General features: G+C 42.0%; 9 protein-coding genes and 3 pseudogenes. 7 read left to right on the top strand and 5 right to left on the bottom strand.

Annotated features, from left to right (window positions below; all coding sequences use genetic code 11):
• Positions 1 to 931 precede the first annotated feature (931 nt).
• The 5 genes and pseudogenes from B4J23_RS00260 to acnA all read left to right on the top strand — a co-directional run bounded on the left by B4J23_RS00260 (position 932) and on the right by acnA (position 7,091).
• Entirely contained in the window at positions 932 to 1,705 is a 774-nt protein-coding gene (locus B4J23_RS00260) for a ParA family protein (RefSeq protein WP_166134659.1), read from the top strand.
• Between the two features lie 12 nt (positions 1,706 to 1,717).
• On the top strand, positions 1,718 to 2,629 hold the full coding sequence (locus B4J23_RS00255) for a ParB/RepB/Spo0J family partition protein (protein WP_291358147.1): 912 nt from the start codon (positions 1,718 to 1,720) through the stop codon (positions 2,627 to 2,629).
• 218 nt (positions 2,630 to 2,847) lie between these two features.
• Positions 2,848 to 3,765, top strand: a complete 918-nt coding sequence (locus tag B4J23_RS00250) for a DnaJ C-terminal domain-containing protein (RefSeq protein ID WP_180031418.1) — start codon at positions 2,848 to 2,850, stop codon at positions 3,763 to 3,765.
• 11 nt (positions 3,766 to 3,776) lie between these two features.
• Positions 3,777 to 4,085: a chaperone modulator CbpM gene (locus B4J23_RS00245; RefSeq protein ID WP_166134667.1), complete on the top strand. Its 309-nt coding sequence runs from the start codon at positions 3,777 to 3,779 to the stop codon at positions 4,083 to 4,085.
• A 249-nt stretch (positions 4,086 to 4,334) separates the two neighbouring features.
• Positions 4,335 to 7,091: pseudogene (gene acnA, locus B4J23_RS00240) on the top strand (aconitate hydratase AcnA).
• Positions 7,092 to 7,480: 389 nt separating this feature from the next.
• Here the strand turns inward: acnA and B4J23_RS00235 are convergent.
• A complete protein-coding gene (locus B4J23_RS00235) occupies positions 7,481 to 8,992 on the bottom strand; it encodes an aldehyde dehydrogenase family protein (RefSeq protein WP_166134673.1) in 1,512 nt (503 codons plus the stop codon).
• Between the two features lie 201 nt (positions 8,993 to 9,193).
• On the opposite strand from B4J23_RS00235, the gene B4J23_RS00230 reads away from it, so the two are divergent.
• Together B4J23_RS00230 and B4J23_RS00225 are read left to right on the top strand one after the other, a co-directional pair.
• Entirely contained in the window at positions 9,194 to 10,375 is a 1,182-nt protein-coding gene (locus tag B4J23_RS00230; protein WP_159123513.1) for a helix-turn-helix domain-containing protein, read from the top strand.
• 235 nt (positions 10,376 to 10,610) lie between these two features.
• The gene (locus B4J23_RS00225) at positions 10,611 to 11,672 is read left to right on the top strand and encodes an RNA-guided endonuclease InsQ/TnpB family protein (RefSeq protein ID WP_166134679.1); all 1,062 of its coding nucleotides are present in this window, start codon (positions 10,611 to 10,613) and stop codon (positions 11,670 to 11,672) included.
• Positions 11,673 to 11,816: 144 nt separating this feature from the next.
• Here the strand turns inward: B4J23_RS00225 and mdh are convergent, their stop codons facing one another.
• From mdh to B4J23_RS00210, 4 genes and pseudogenes are all read right to left on the bottom strand, one after another.
• Positions 11,817 to 12,989, bottom strand: a complete 1,173-nt coding sequence (gene mdh / locus B4J23_RS00220; RefSeq protein WP_159123511.1) for an iron-dependent methanol dehydrogenase — start codon at positions 12,987 to 12,989, stop codon at positions 11,817 to 11,819.
• 255 nt (positions 12,990 to 13,244) lie between these two features.
• Entirely contained in the window at positions 13,245 to 13,517 is a 273-nt protein-coding gene (locus B4J23_RS14330; RefSeq protein WP_166134682.1) for a hypothetical protein, read from the bottom strand.
• A pseudogene (locus B4J23_RS14325) lies at positions 13,514 to 13,858 on the bottom strand (PepSY domain-containing protein); the annotation flags it as partial. The pseudogene B4J23_RS14325 and the gene B4J23_RS14330, both read right to left, overlap by 4 nt.
• A gap of 39 nt (positions 13,859 to 13,897) precedes the next feature.
• Positions 13,898 to 14,302 (bottom strand): annotated as a pseudogene (locus tag B4J23_RS00210) (integrase core domain-containing protein); the annotation flags it as partial.

Here is a 14,302-nt window from a genome sequence, read left to right as displayed (position 1 = left end):
CCATTATGGCGAATGTTGCCTATACAGTAAGGAATATAATTCGATTCTTCTTGCAATGGTTCAGATTCTGTCATAACCGTGATATTTATAATTTGACTTAGTTTTTATATACAAAAGTGGAAAAACTTTCAAGACTTTCACCACGAGATTCTAAAAGTGGAAGGTTTGTCATCAGAAAAAAGCCTTTTAGCCGTTTTTTTGTTTTTAAAGTGGAATTAAATATAATATTTCCACTCTATAGTGACAGATCTTCCACCTTTAGCCGCAAGATTACAGTCCAGAATGCCTATTTTTACTTTTTTTCATCCAGATTCAGGTAGGTTAAGTCAGATAGAAACCCTGATGTGACAAGGCTTCCACCTTTCAGTTAGATTTTAAAGGTATAACTGCACATATAATCATAAGGAAATATCCAATAAAAACAGATTATCCACAGGTCAAGAATATACAGTGACAACCTCTCCACCTTTAAAGCTTAGTTATGAGACTTTATTAACATCTTAAATATTTGTTTTATAAATTATTTTTAAATAAAAATAGCATTTTAAAAAATAGCAGTGACAAACCTTCCACCATAGTGACAAACCTTCCACTTTACGGTGACAAACCTTCCACTTTACGGTGACAAACCTTCCACTTTACGGTGACAAACCTTCCACCTTACAGTGACAAACCTTCCACTTTACGGTGACAAACCTTCCACTTTTAAAACCACAAGCATTTGTTTTATATACCAAAAATATGCTCCTAATTATTAATTAGCTAAATAACTAATTATTCTAATTATTAATTAAGCTAGCTTAGTTAAAGATTTATTTTTTAAGCTGTTTTACATCTGAACAAACAGGATTTATAAATTTAAAAACTATAGTAAGATGAACGAAAGTTATTTATATTACTAGACATTCAAATACGGAAGCATCTGACACGCATGTCTGCAAAAATTATTACTGTTGCTAACCATAAAGGCGGATGTGGCAAAACAACGACTGTTGTACACCTAGCCTCAGAACTTGCCAACTTGGGCAATAAAGTTCTAGTGATTGATTTAGATCCTCAGGCAAACGCAAGTTTACATATTGGGATTCAGCATCCAAGTGAAATTTCTGTCACCACAGCAGAATTATTGGTCGGTGATATTTCATTATTAGCTGATGCATTACAAGAAGAAACGAACTTCGAAAAAGTATCATTAATTTACGGATCATTAAATTTAGGAAAAACAGAAGACCAGCTGAAAGAAGAAGCACCACGTCCTTCTGAAGAACTTAATATCAAGCTAGAACTCTTAAAAGACCTTTATGACTTCATACTGATTGACTGCCCACCAAGCTTGAAACTTTTAACCAGTAATGCACTGGCATCTTCAACCCATGTCATTATCCCGATCGAATCTGGATCACAATATGGCTTGTACGGGGTTACAGATCTTTTAAATCATCTGGAAAAGATCAAGCGTATTAATCCAGACTTGGCGCTCTTAGGCGCCTTGCTGATTAAGCATGATGAGCGCCAAAATGTATGTAAACTGATTCGGGATGAGGCATTAAAACAGGTTGGTAAAATTTTAGAAACTACGATCCCTCAAAGTACTAAGGTCAATCAGGCAGCAATTTTGCAGCAACCCTTACTCAAAGTAGAAAAAAATTCAAAAGTACGTAAGGCCTTTGAAAGCCTAGCCACTGAAATTGTAGCTAAAGTATAAATTGAGGTCGTTATGGCAAGCACCAAAGAGCTTTTAGCTCAGAAATTGAAACTGAATACTGAGAAACACCAACAGGCACAAAAAGATAATATTAAAGAGTTAAAGGAGTTTAGGCGTAATGTTCCAATTGAGGACATTAGCCGAAGTCCAAACCAGCCGCGCAAAATATTCGAGGAATCGGAATTAAAAGAACTGGCTGATTCTATTGAAGAAGTCGGTCTTTTGCAGCCGATTACTGTCCGTAAACTGGATAACTTGAAATATGAGCTCATTGCAGGCGAGCGACGCTTGCGTGCACATCAGTTACTGGGTAAATCGGTGATTGAAGCGATCATTGTGGATGCCAATAATGAAGAAGCTTCATTATTAACTTTGGCGGAAAATCTAAAACGCCAAGATCTGACAGATTATGAAGTTTTTGTTGGCCTGAGCGCATTGGATGAAAAATTAAAGAAAAACAAGCAGCGTTTGGCCAATTCTCTGGGATTGAACCGCGAAGATATGTACAAATATCTGGCCTATGAAAAGTTGCCACAAGTTATTTTAAATGATCTTGAGCTCAATCCTGGCTTACTGGGTCGTACTGCGGCAACAGCATTTAAAAAATTTTTGTCGGATCATATACAGGAACTATCTGCGGCGGAAGCTGCCTTGCTTCAAGGCTGGGAGAAAGTAAAAGACAAAAAGCTTGAGCAGACCAAAGTGACAGCTTATGCGGAAAAATTATTAAGTCAGGACCCGGAAAAACTGACGAACACCTCAGTCGTAAGAAAAATCGAATACGATGGTAAGATTGCAGGAAATATCAAACTTAACCAGAAGCAGCTTAAGGTCTCGCTCAATATTTCCCATATTGATGAAACAAGTCTGTCCCAGCTAGAAAGCCTGTTAAAAGAGCTGATCCAGAAAAGTGAAAAAGTGTAGCAAGTTGCTACACTTTTTAGTTGAGCCAGGAAAAAGAGGTGAATGCGTAATTCTGAATTAGTAGTTTTCTTCACAAAAACCAAGGTTATGCTATGATTTTTAAATAATTATTATTTTCGTAAAAGAAATAATTTATAACAACAAAAATCTTTAAAAGGTTTTTTTATCTATAAAAAAAATGAATAATGAATAAAACATAAACCACCAATAGGGCAGAGATGACCAAGAATTATTATGAAATATTAGGTGTATCTCGAGATGCAACTGTTGAGCAAATTAAAAAAGCTTATCGTAAACTTGCCAGAAAATATCATCCTGATATTAGTAAAGAAGCTGATGCAGAAGAGCGTATGCAAGAGTTAAACATTGCCTACGATGTGTTAAGTAATGATGAAAAAAAAGCAGAATATGATTTTGAATTAGACCATCCACAGAATAGCCAGGGTAGGGATGCTCATCAATATTATTCAAATATGGGCGGACAGGATTTTTCAGGGTTTGAAGACTTGTTTGGTCGCTTTGGTGGTGGTTTTGGTGGTTTCAATGAACAGCGTTATCAGGGGCGAGCATCCTATAGAGGTGATGATCAACACGCGACTCTAGAAGTAGATTTGGATGTTGCATTCCATGGCGCAACGCAAAATGTCACTTTACAGATTCCAACTATCAATGCGTACGGGCAAGCAGAAGTACAGCGTAAAGTCTTAAAAATTAAAATTCCAAAAGGCATGAAAGCAGGGCAAAAAATTCGTTTAACCGGCCAGGGACAACCGGGTATTCATGGGGGTGAGAATGGCGATCTGTATATTGAAATTCAATATAAAGCTACAGATTCAACTTATGTTGAAAACTCGGATGTCTATCATCATCTGAAGATTAGTCCATGGGAAGCAGCACTTGGACAATCGATTACGGCAAGCTTACCCAATGGTAAACAACTCAATATTCAAATTCCAAAAAATGCCAAAACAGGTCAACAATTACGTTTAAAAAATCAGGGGATTCCTGCTAAAGATGCAGGGCATTTATTTCTCATCCTCGATATTGTGCAACCAACTGCGCAAACCGAACAAGAACAACAAGCTTATGAAGCATTTGCAGCAGCATTTCCAAACTTTAAGCCGAGATCATCATAAGGAGTAAAATTATGACGACAGTTAAATATTATGAGGTGGTCTTAGAAGATATCCAACAGGTAGAAGTTATAGATGAGCAACAATATTATGATTTAAATAGTTTTGCTCAACTTTGTGGTCAAAGTCCTGAATGGATTCTGCAACTGATTGAATACGATATTTTGCCGAATCGTGTAAATGCATCAGATTTATATTTTTTAGTGGATGATGTGGCACGTGCACAAAAAGCGTATCGTTTACAGCGTGATTTTGATGCAAGTTTTACTGCTGTAGCTATGATGTTGGATTTAATCGAAGAATTAGAGAAACTTCGACGTTGATGACACTGAACAAAGTAATACGCTGGTCAATTTAGCTTATGTCCTTAGGGGATGGGCAGAAACGTTGTTGATGCCAGATTTGAACTGTCGGCAATTCTCTGGAAAAATGCCCTGGCAGCCCTGCATTTAACTGGCTAGCGCAATCCTATAATAAATAATAACAAACCCACCGCTCAGTTAGCATACAGTAAGTAAAGAAGTAGTTGACTGTGATCATAAAAATAACAGCTCAAGCCGGAGGGAAGCTAGATGGCCAAGTATAGTGATATCAATAGTTTTAATACCTTAGAAACATTAACCGTCGGTTCAAAACACTATCAGATTTTCAACCTGTCCAAATTGCAAGTGCAATTAGGTGACCTGTCCCGGCTTCCCAAGTCCTTAAAAGTCTTGCTGGAAAATTTACTACGTTTCGAAGATCAACTCACGGTGAAAACCGAGCATATTTATGCCTTGGCAGGCTGTTTAAATAAACGAACTTCAGAACAGGAAATCCAGTATCGTCCGGCACGGGTACTGATGCAGGATTTTACCGGTGTTCCCGCAGTGGTTGATCTTGCTGCGATGCGTACAGCGGTGGCCAAAGCCGGCGGTGATCCGGAAAAAATTAATCCGCTGTCACCCGTGGATTTGATTATTGATCACTCGGTGATGGTCGATTACTTTGCCAGCCCGTAAGCTTTTGAGCAGAATGTCGCCATTGAGATGCAACGCAACGGTGAGCGCTACCAGTTTCTGCGCTGGGGGCAGGCGGCGCTCAATCAGTTTCGCGTGGTGCCGCCAGGAACCGGGATTTGCCATCAGGTCAATCTGGAATATCTGGCACAAGTGGTATGGAGCAATGAGATTGATGGGCAGCGCTTTGCCTATCCTGATACCTTGGTCGGTACTGATTCACATACCACCATGATCAATGGCTTAGGCGTGTTAGGTTGGGGCGTAGGCGGTATTGAGGCGGAAGCGGCCATGTTGGGTCAACCGATCTCCATGCTGATTCCAGAAGTAATCGGCTTTAAGCTTACCGGTAAACTCAAAGAAGGGATTACAGCAACTGATCTGGTGCTGACCATTACCCAGATGCTGCGCCAAAAAGGCGTAGTTGGAAAATTTGTCGAATTTTATGGCGATGGCCTAGCAGATTTACCCCTGGCGGATCGTGCCACGATTGCGAATATGGCACCCGAATATGGCGCTACCTGTGGCTTTTTCCCTGTTGATGAGGTGACGCTTTCCTATTTACGTTTAACCGGACGTCAGCCGGAAAGAATTGCCTTGGTAGAGGCCTATAGCAAGTTGCAAGGATTATGGCGCAATCCGGGAGATGAGCCCGTCTTTACCGACATGCTGGCTTTAGATATGTCGACGGTAGAAGCCAGTCTGGCAGGTCCGAAGCGCCCGCAGGATCGTGTACTCTTGTCACAAGTGCCACAAACCTTTCATGCCTTCATGGATCTGACCTTAAAACCGGTCAAGGAAGAAAAAGATCGTCTGGAAAATGAAGGAGGGGGAGGTACGGCGGTTGAAGCTAAACAGGCCAACCTGCCCCATTAAAATGTTTTTTGTATGATTGAGGGTAAAAAATATCCGTTGCAGCATGGTGATGTGGTGATTTCAGCCATTACCTCTTGTACTAATACCTCGAATCCCAGTGTCATGTTGGCAGCAGGGCTATTGGCCAAAAAAGCAATCGAAAAAGGTTTGCGGCGAAAACCCTGGGTGAAAAGTTCACTGGCTCCAGGTTCCAAAGTGGTCAGTGATTATCTTGACGCTGCAGGGTTGATACCTTATTTGAATCAACTGGGTTATAACCTGGTGGATTATGGTTGTACCACCTGTATTGGTAATTCGGGGCCTTTACCTGAAGTGATTGAAGAAGCTGTGCAATGTTTTGATTTGAATGTAGCCTCAGTACTCTCCGGCAACCGTAATTTTGAAGGACGGGTGCATCCTCTGGTGAAAACCAATTGGCTCGCCTCACCACCTTTGGTGGTTGCCTATGGTCTGGTCGGGAATATTCGAACTGATCTCACGACTGAGCCGATAGGTGAGGGTTTTGATGGCCAGGCGGTTTATTTAAAAGATATCTGGCCGACACAGGGAGAAATCGATGCCGCACTGCAGAATGTGAATACCGAGATGTTCCATAAAGAATATGCAGAAGTTTTTGAAGGAGATGCCAAGTGGAAAGCAATCCAGATTCCCCAAAGTCAAACTTATGCTTGGGATGAACAATCCACCTATATCCGGCATCCTCCCTTTTTTGCAGAAATTGATCAGCCGGTGCGACCAATTCAGCCGATCAGCCAGGCAAGGATTTTGGCGGTACTAGGTGATTCCGTCACGACGGACCATATTTCCCCGGCGGGCAATATCAAACAAGATAGTCCGGCCGGAAGATATTTGCAGCAACAGGGGGTTGATGTAAAAGACTTTAACTCTTATGGCTCCCGTCGTGGTAATCATGAAGTGATGATGCGAGGTACCTTTGCTAATATCCGTATCAAAAACGAAATGCTGGGTGGCGAGGAGGGTGGCAATACCCTGCATATTCCAAGTGCAGAAAAACTCTCGATTTATGATGTGGCAATGCGCTATCAGGCAGAACAAACCCCACTTCTGATTATTGCCGGGAAAGAATATGGCACCGGTTCCTCACGTGACTGGGCGGCCAAAGGTACCAACCTGTTAGGGATAAAAGCAGTGATTGCTGAAAGTTTTGAGCGGATTCACCGTTCCAATCTGGTCGGTATGGGAGTGTTACCATTACAGTTTGTGGAGGGTCAGAACCGGCAGATCTTGAACCTCAGCGGGCATGAAACCCTATCAATTCTAGGCTTGTCGGATGATATTCATCCGCATCAAATGTTGGATGTAGAAGTGCAACATACCGATGGTACATATAGCCATTTTCAGGTGTTGTGTCGTATTGATACCTTGAATGAGGTGCAATACTTTAAGGCTGGTGGGATCTTGCACTATGTCTTGCGCAATTTGCTCGCTTCCTGAATTGAATGATGAAAAGACCCGACACCTGCCGGGTTTTTTTGTGTCTGTAAGAAGGCTACGGAGAAAATCAGTAAAATAGCGACAAATACATGAATAATTGCGTCGTTAATTCTCTCATAAATAACTGAGGTTAAAAGTGGAAGTTTTTACTTGCCATTCCATTAAACCTGCCCGTATTGCTTTGTCAGCATTATTCCAGGCTTGACCTTAATGTGTTTAAAAAATAGCCTAAGCAAAATAAAAGCTTAATAATTTAATTTTCTAATAATGGTATGGTCTTAGCAATCGCAACTTGACATCCTCTCCCCCTTAAAAGATGTTGCTGATATTTTGTGAGAGCTAGCTAGCATACATTCAAAGCGAACCGAAGTTCGCTTTTATTTCACTTCTTAAAAGAACCCGGCTGGTTTGGTCGAATAGCTGACTAGCAAGTTTTTAGTCTGCTGATAATGATCCAGCATCATTCTATGATTCTCACGCCCAATCCCTGATTTTTTATAACCACCGAAAGCCGCATGGGCAGGGTAGATGTGATAACAGTTAGTCCAGACCCGACCTGCTTGAATAGCACGGCCTGCACGGTAAGAGGTATGCGCTGAGCGTGACCAGACACCGGCACCAAGTCCATAAATCGTATCATTGGCGATCTTGATCGCATCATCGAAGTCTTTGAAGGTGGTCACAGCCAGTACAGGCCCGAAGATTTCTTCCTGGAAGGTCTTCATGTCATTGGTGCCTTTAAAGATGGTCGGTTCAATATAGAAACCTTGACCGACTTCCTGACGTGCTTCACCACCAGTCAGGATCTGTGCACCTTCTTCACGGCCAGTGGCAATACAGCCCAGAATCTTGTCCTGCTGTTCCTGAGAAGCTTGCGCGCCAATCATAGTATCAGTATCCAGTGGATGACCGGTTTTAATGCGTTGTACCCGTTCTACTGCACGCGCTAAAAACTCATCGGCAATACTTTCCTGTACCAAGGCCCGGGAAGGGCAGGTACAGATTTCACCCTGGTTCAGGGCAAACATGGCAAAGCCTTCCAGAGCTTTGTCCAGATAATCGTCTTCCTGATCCATAATGTCGGCAAAGAACAAGTTTGGTGATTTACCGCCAAGTTCCAGAGTCACTGGAATAATATTTTCAGTCGCATATTGCATGATCATCTGACCCACGGCGGTTGAACCGGTAAAGGCAATCTTGGCAATGCGTGGATTGGTCGCCAGTGGACGGCCGACTTCGACCCCATAGCCATTGACGATATTCAATACGCCCGGCGGCAAAATGTCCTGAATCAGTTCAGCTAGCACCAGAATACTGACCGGAGTCTGTTCTGCAGGTTTCAGCACAATACAGTTGCCTGCAGCCAAGGCTGGCGCGAGTTTCCAGGCGGCCATCAGAATCGGGAAGTTCCAGGGAATGATTTGTCCGACTACACCAAGCGGTTCATGAAAATGGTAGGCGATAGTATCTTCATCAATTTCGGAAATGCCACCTTCCTGAGCCCGGATACAGCCGGCAAAATAACGGAAATGGTCAATGGCCAGTGGAATATCGGCAGCCAGCGTTTCACGGATCGGTTTTCCATTGTCCCAGGTTTCTGCTACAGCCAACATTTCCAGATTTTGTTCCAGACGGTCGGCAATTTTCAACAGAATATTGGAGCGGGTGGTCGGCGATGCTCTGTTCCATTGTTCTTTGGCTTTGTGCGCTGCATCCAGGGCCAATTCAATGTCTTCTACAGAAGAACGCGGAACCTTGGTAAAGACTTTGCCATCTACCGGAGAGATGTTGTCAAAGTATTCACCTTTGACCGGAGTGACCCATTCGCCACCAATGAAATTATCGTATTGTGCTTTAAAATGAACTTTTGAATCAGGTTGATTAGGATCGACGTAACGCATATGTATTTCCTTTGCTTATTTTCGTGTGACCAAACTGCTTCTACAGCTTTGGTATAAGGTACTTATGTACGCTATTTGATTAACATAACTGGTATAAGGTTGGAGAAAGGTTGGAGTGAAGCAGGTTTACACTCTTTTCGATCCATCTAAAAAATAACGATTACAGCGGATGTAAATCATGAATTGTTGTGAGAATAAGGAATGATGACAAAACAAGATTTGATGCAGAAAAGGCGCGATGCTGATCAGTTTCGGCAAAGCAGCAGTTTGTCTCCCTTGCATGCAGAGCAACTGGAACAAAGTATTGCCAGCTCTTGGCAACGTTCATCTTCGGCCGAAATCCCTAAGAGTCGTTTAGCAGCACCGCTGACAGATGTAAAAAAGACTGCCTCTTCTTCAACTTTAGCCCACGCACTTCGCCATTGTGCACAGGATTTAAAACATATTGCTGAACAGTCATCTATGGTGCTGGCGGTTGGAGATATCGGCAGTACCATCATTTGGGCAGCCTCTAGCCCACAAATGCAAAGTGCTGCAGAAAGTGTACACTTTATTGAAGGAGGGCAATGGCGTGAAGAGCTAGTCGGAACTAATGCACTGGCATTGTCCTTAAAAACTCAACAATCTAGCTGTGTCTTTTCCAGTGAACATTACATGTCCTCGATTCATGATTGGGTTTGTTACGCCGCTCCGATTATTGATCCCTATTCAAAACAGGTTTTAGGTGTCATTGACCTTTCTACCACTTGGCAAAAGCATAATAGTTTGGCACTGTTGGCTGCTGAGCGCTGTGCCACAATCATTCAGTCTGCCTTGCAGGAATGTCAAAAACAGCGCTTATTTATCCGGGCTTTTACAGTGCCACAAGTACTGTTTAATGGTAAAGTTTTAGTACTTACTCCTCGCCAGATTGAAATTCTGACTATTCTAGCCTTATGCCCGCAGGGTCTGAGTCTGGACACCTTGCATCAAGCCTTATATGGTGAACGTAAAGTCAGTATCGGTACTCTAAAAGCAGAAATGTCGCAGCTGCGCGATATATTGGGTGGCATGCTTGGCTCTAGACCTTATCGATTACTGGCGCATGTAGAGGCTGACTTTTTACTGACAGAGCAATCTCTGGATGCTGGATATATTGATTCCGCCTTGAAGTTGTGTACCGGTGTATTTCTGGCCAAAACAGAAAGTCCATTTTTATGTGCTTGGCGCGATTGTCTGGAATCACGTTTAAGTGATGCTATTTTCAAAGCAAATGAAACCGATGTGTTGCTGAAACATGTGGCACATTTCCCTGAAGCGATTGATGCGGTAGAACGCCTGATTGAGCTGATGCCCAAAACCCATCCTGTCCATCAAACCCTGTTAAAATATAAAAATCTTTAAAAGCCGGAGCATCGATCGGTAGAAGGCTAAAACAGCAAAATCCTGGAATATGGAGCATCATCTTTGCTTACTGCGGGTTAGCTTATCAATTTAGCCTGAATCCGATTTTAAAATTTTATCAAATGGAGTGTAAAGTGCTGTCCTTCAGGGCAGAGAGATAAGCGACACGACATGACATGTCGTTGGATTTTTTTAAAATCAACACCTTTAATTTAACATGAGCTAATATAAGCCCATGAAAACACTTAAATTACGTATAAGAGACAAACATTGCAAGATGCTAGACCAATTAGCATCTGAGGTAAACTTTGTCTGGAATTATGTCAATGATTTAGGGTTTAAACATTTAAAAAGAAAAGGTGAATTTCTATCAGCTTACGATGTAGCGAAATACACAAAAGGCGCATCTAAAGAATGCAACCTACATAGTCAAACCATTCAGGCTGTGACAGAAGAATTAGTAACAAGACGCAAGCAATTCAAAAAAGCAAAGCTAAAATGGCGTGTAAGTAACAAGAAATCAGCAAGGCGCTCTCTTGGTTGGATACCCTTTAAAAAGGTAGCCATCAAATCTGCTGATGGATCTGTTCAATACGGTAAGCACCAATTCAAGCTATGGGACAGCTACGGATTAAGCCAATACCGCATTAAAACAGGCTCATTTGTTGAGGATAGTCGTGGTCGCTGGTATGTCTGCCTGGTGGTGGATTCACCTAAGCAAGCCAAACCAACCGTAACGAAAGCGATTGGTATTGATCTTGGCTTAAAAGATATTGCGACCTGTTCTGATGGTACAGTCATTTCCAATCCCAAGTTCTATCGCAAGTACGAGCAGAAATTAGGAATTGCTCAACGAGCGAGAAATAAAAAGCGTGTTCGTGCATTACACGCCAAAATTGCAAACTGTCGTAAAGACCATTTGCACAAGGCCAGTACCCAACTTGTGAGGGAAAATGCACTGATTGTTGTAGGTGACCTGAGTGCTAAAAAGCTTGTAAAAACTAAAATGGCAAAATCGGTTTTAGATACAGGGTTTTCAAAACTTAAAACAATGCTCAAGTATAAATGCGAGAACGCAGGGGTAATGTTTGAGGAAGTCAATGAAGCCTATACCACCCAGATCTGCTCGTGCTGCAAGCAAATATCAAGCAGTAGTCCGCAAGGTAGGGTTGATCTTGGAATAAGAGAATGGACATGCCAGAGTTGCGGTACAGTCTGGCAGCGGGATTTAAATTCCGCATTGAACATTCTTGCGCTTGGGCATAAGCGTCTAGCAGTAGGAATCTCCTTCTTTTAAGGGGGAGAGGATGTCAAGAAGGGGGAAGGATCAGCCAAGAGCAGAAAAATGGGTTCTTTCTCTTGGCATACTTCCTTAGAAAGCGAAACAGGGGCTGCTAAAAATGTAAGTCAGATGATTGGAGAGATGACTTACAGGAAGGCATTACATTGCCGCTTTAAAAATATCCACCACTTGAGCATGATTGGCCTTACGTGGATTGGTCAACATGCAGGCATCTTTTTGTGCATTTTCCGCCATGATGGCCAAGTCAGCTTCTTTTACATTCAATTCCGTCAGCCCAGATGGAATACCAATTGAAGCCGAAAGCTGACGAATGGCGCCAATCGCTTCATAAGCTGCTTCAGTTACGGTTAAGCCTTCTGTATTCACCCCCATCAATTGCGCAATTTTGGCATAACGTTCAGGACAAGCAATCAGGTTAAATTCACAAACATGGGGGAGCAGAATTGCATTACAAACACCATGCGGCAAGTTGTAGAAGCCTCCGAGCTGATGTGCCATCGCATGCACATATCCTAAAGAGGCGTTGTTAAAGGCCATTCCGGCAAGATATTGGGCATAGCTCATGGCATCCCGTGCTTCCAGATTATCCCCATTCGCCACTGCCGGGCTAAGCCATTCGCTGATCATGGTAATCGCCTTTTCTGCACAGGCATCAGTGATTGGATTTGCTGCTGTAGACACATAGGCTTCTACTGCATGCGTCAAGGCATCCATACCTGTTGCCGCAGTCAGCCCTGCAGGTTTGGCCAACATAAGTTTAGGGTCATCAATCGCAATGAGTGGTGTACAACGCCAATCTACAATCGCCATTTTCACATGGGTATCGGTATTGGTAATAATACAGAAACGTGTCATCTCCGAAGCTGTCCCTGCCGTAGTATTGATTGCAATCAGTGGTGTCATCGGGACGGTACTTTTATCAATCCCTTCATAATCACGGATATGTCCGCCACCTGCAGTGACTAGGCCAATGCCTTTGGCACAGTCATGTGATGAACCCCCACCTAACGATACAATAAAATCACAGGCATTTTCATTATAAGCTGTAACTCCATGATGCACGTTAATATCAGTTGGATTGGGTTCCGCGCCTGGGAAAATATAACTGTCAACACCCGCCTCTTTCAAATAATTTGCAATCTCATCTGCAACACCAAATTTAAACAGCCCCGCATCAGTTACAATCAGCGCTTTCTTGGCACCTAAATTTTGTGCTTTTATACCGATTTCTTTAGCACAGCCGGGACCAAAAAGTGAAACACAGGGAATATAAAAACCGTTAGTTTGATCTGAAATATTTTTAAAAGCCATGGCTTGATTCCTTCTACCATTCATTGATTATTTTATCGGTGACCCTCACCGTAATATGAGTATTGGATGAAGTTAAAAAGAATCCTACCTACCAAATACCTACCAATTTAAATTTTTGATTCTAGCCAAAATAATGAATCTGAAATATTTAAAAGTAGGTTGGCAAGGTTTAGCAGATACTGGGTAGATTGGTTCAATAGAAGGCATGTAAGTAGCGCACTAGGCTGTTTGCTACTTTCTGATTTTAAATAAATACTAAAATGCTTTATTCATTTTTAAGATAAAAATAAACAGTACAGGGCTTAGAAATACCCATAGAGCCACAAAGCTGATACTGTAGCTAAACCGGGTCCGTAATAGAACCATTGCGACGAATAAGAAAATACCTGCTGTGAATTTAGTGTACGTAGGAAAATTCGCTAAAAAAGCGTACCGAGATTTTCGGGTTTTTAGGATCTGCTTTGCACTTACCGCATAAAAACCAAAACAGCTCAGCCAAAGCAGACCGATCACTGCAATCCATATCATGTTGATGATTCCTGTTGCGTAATTTTTAGTTTGGCGTGAATTTTATTGACCGCCTTTTGCTGAATAGGGGTAATTTTCTGGTGTAACAATAGGGCGAGAAGTGCCAAGTTCCACAGCATCAGATCGATTCGCAGAAATGGCCAGTAAGTCGTAAAAGAATCAATATAATCATGGAAAATGAGATAATAAATATTGATCAGCGGCAGCATAAAAGCAGTACCAATCAGGATTTTAAGCTGAATTTTCCATAAATATTGCTGCGGTGTTAAACATGCCAGAATGAAACTGCCGAGCCAAATACTGAAAAAACTATAAATCTCATAATTTGGTGCACCTACAGGTGAACCGTACCGGGTTTGTCGGAGACTTTTTTATTTAAGTTAAGCCACCTGACCTAACAGGTTAATCTTATCATCGAACATTGTTTCAAACTCAAAAGGTGGCACATAACCTAGCGCACTAGGTACACGTTCTTTATTAAACCAATCCACCCAATTTAATGTCATAAGTTGTACATCTACTAAACCTTGCCAATCTGCATTTAAATATTCAATCACCTCTGTTTTGTATCAGCCATTCACCGTTTTAGCCAGTGCATCAAGCACCATATCTTTATTCTTACGTGTCGATACTTTCTAGCCAACAATTGCACATGAAAACACATCAATAATAAATGCGGTTTAGACCCAACCTGAATGAGTTTGAATATACGTGAAGTCCCCCACCTGAGAAGCATTGCTTCGCAAGGGTTTTGATGATCAGCCCTAAAATTACGTTTCACTAAA

This window comes from Acinetobacter sp. UBA3025 (assembly GCF_002367915.1).
Lineage (GTDB): Bacteria > Pseudomonadota > Gammaproteobacteria > Pseudomonadales > Moraxellaceae > Acinetobacter.
Note: the sequence above shows the minus strand (reverse complement) of the source record. Positions and strands in the feature narration are given on the sequence as shown.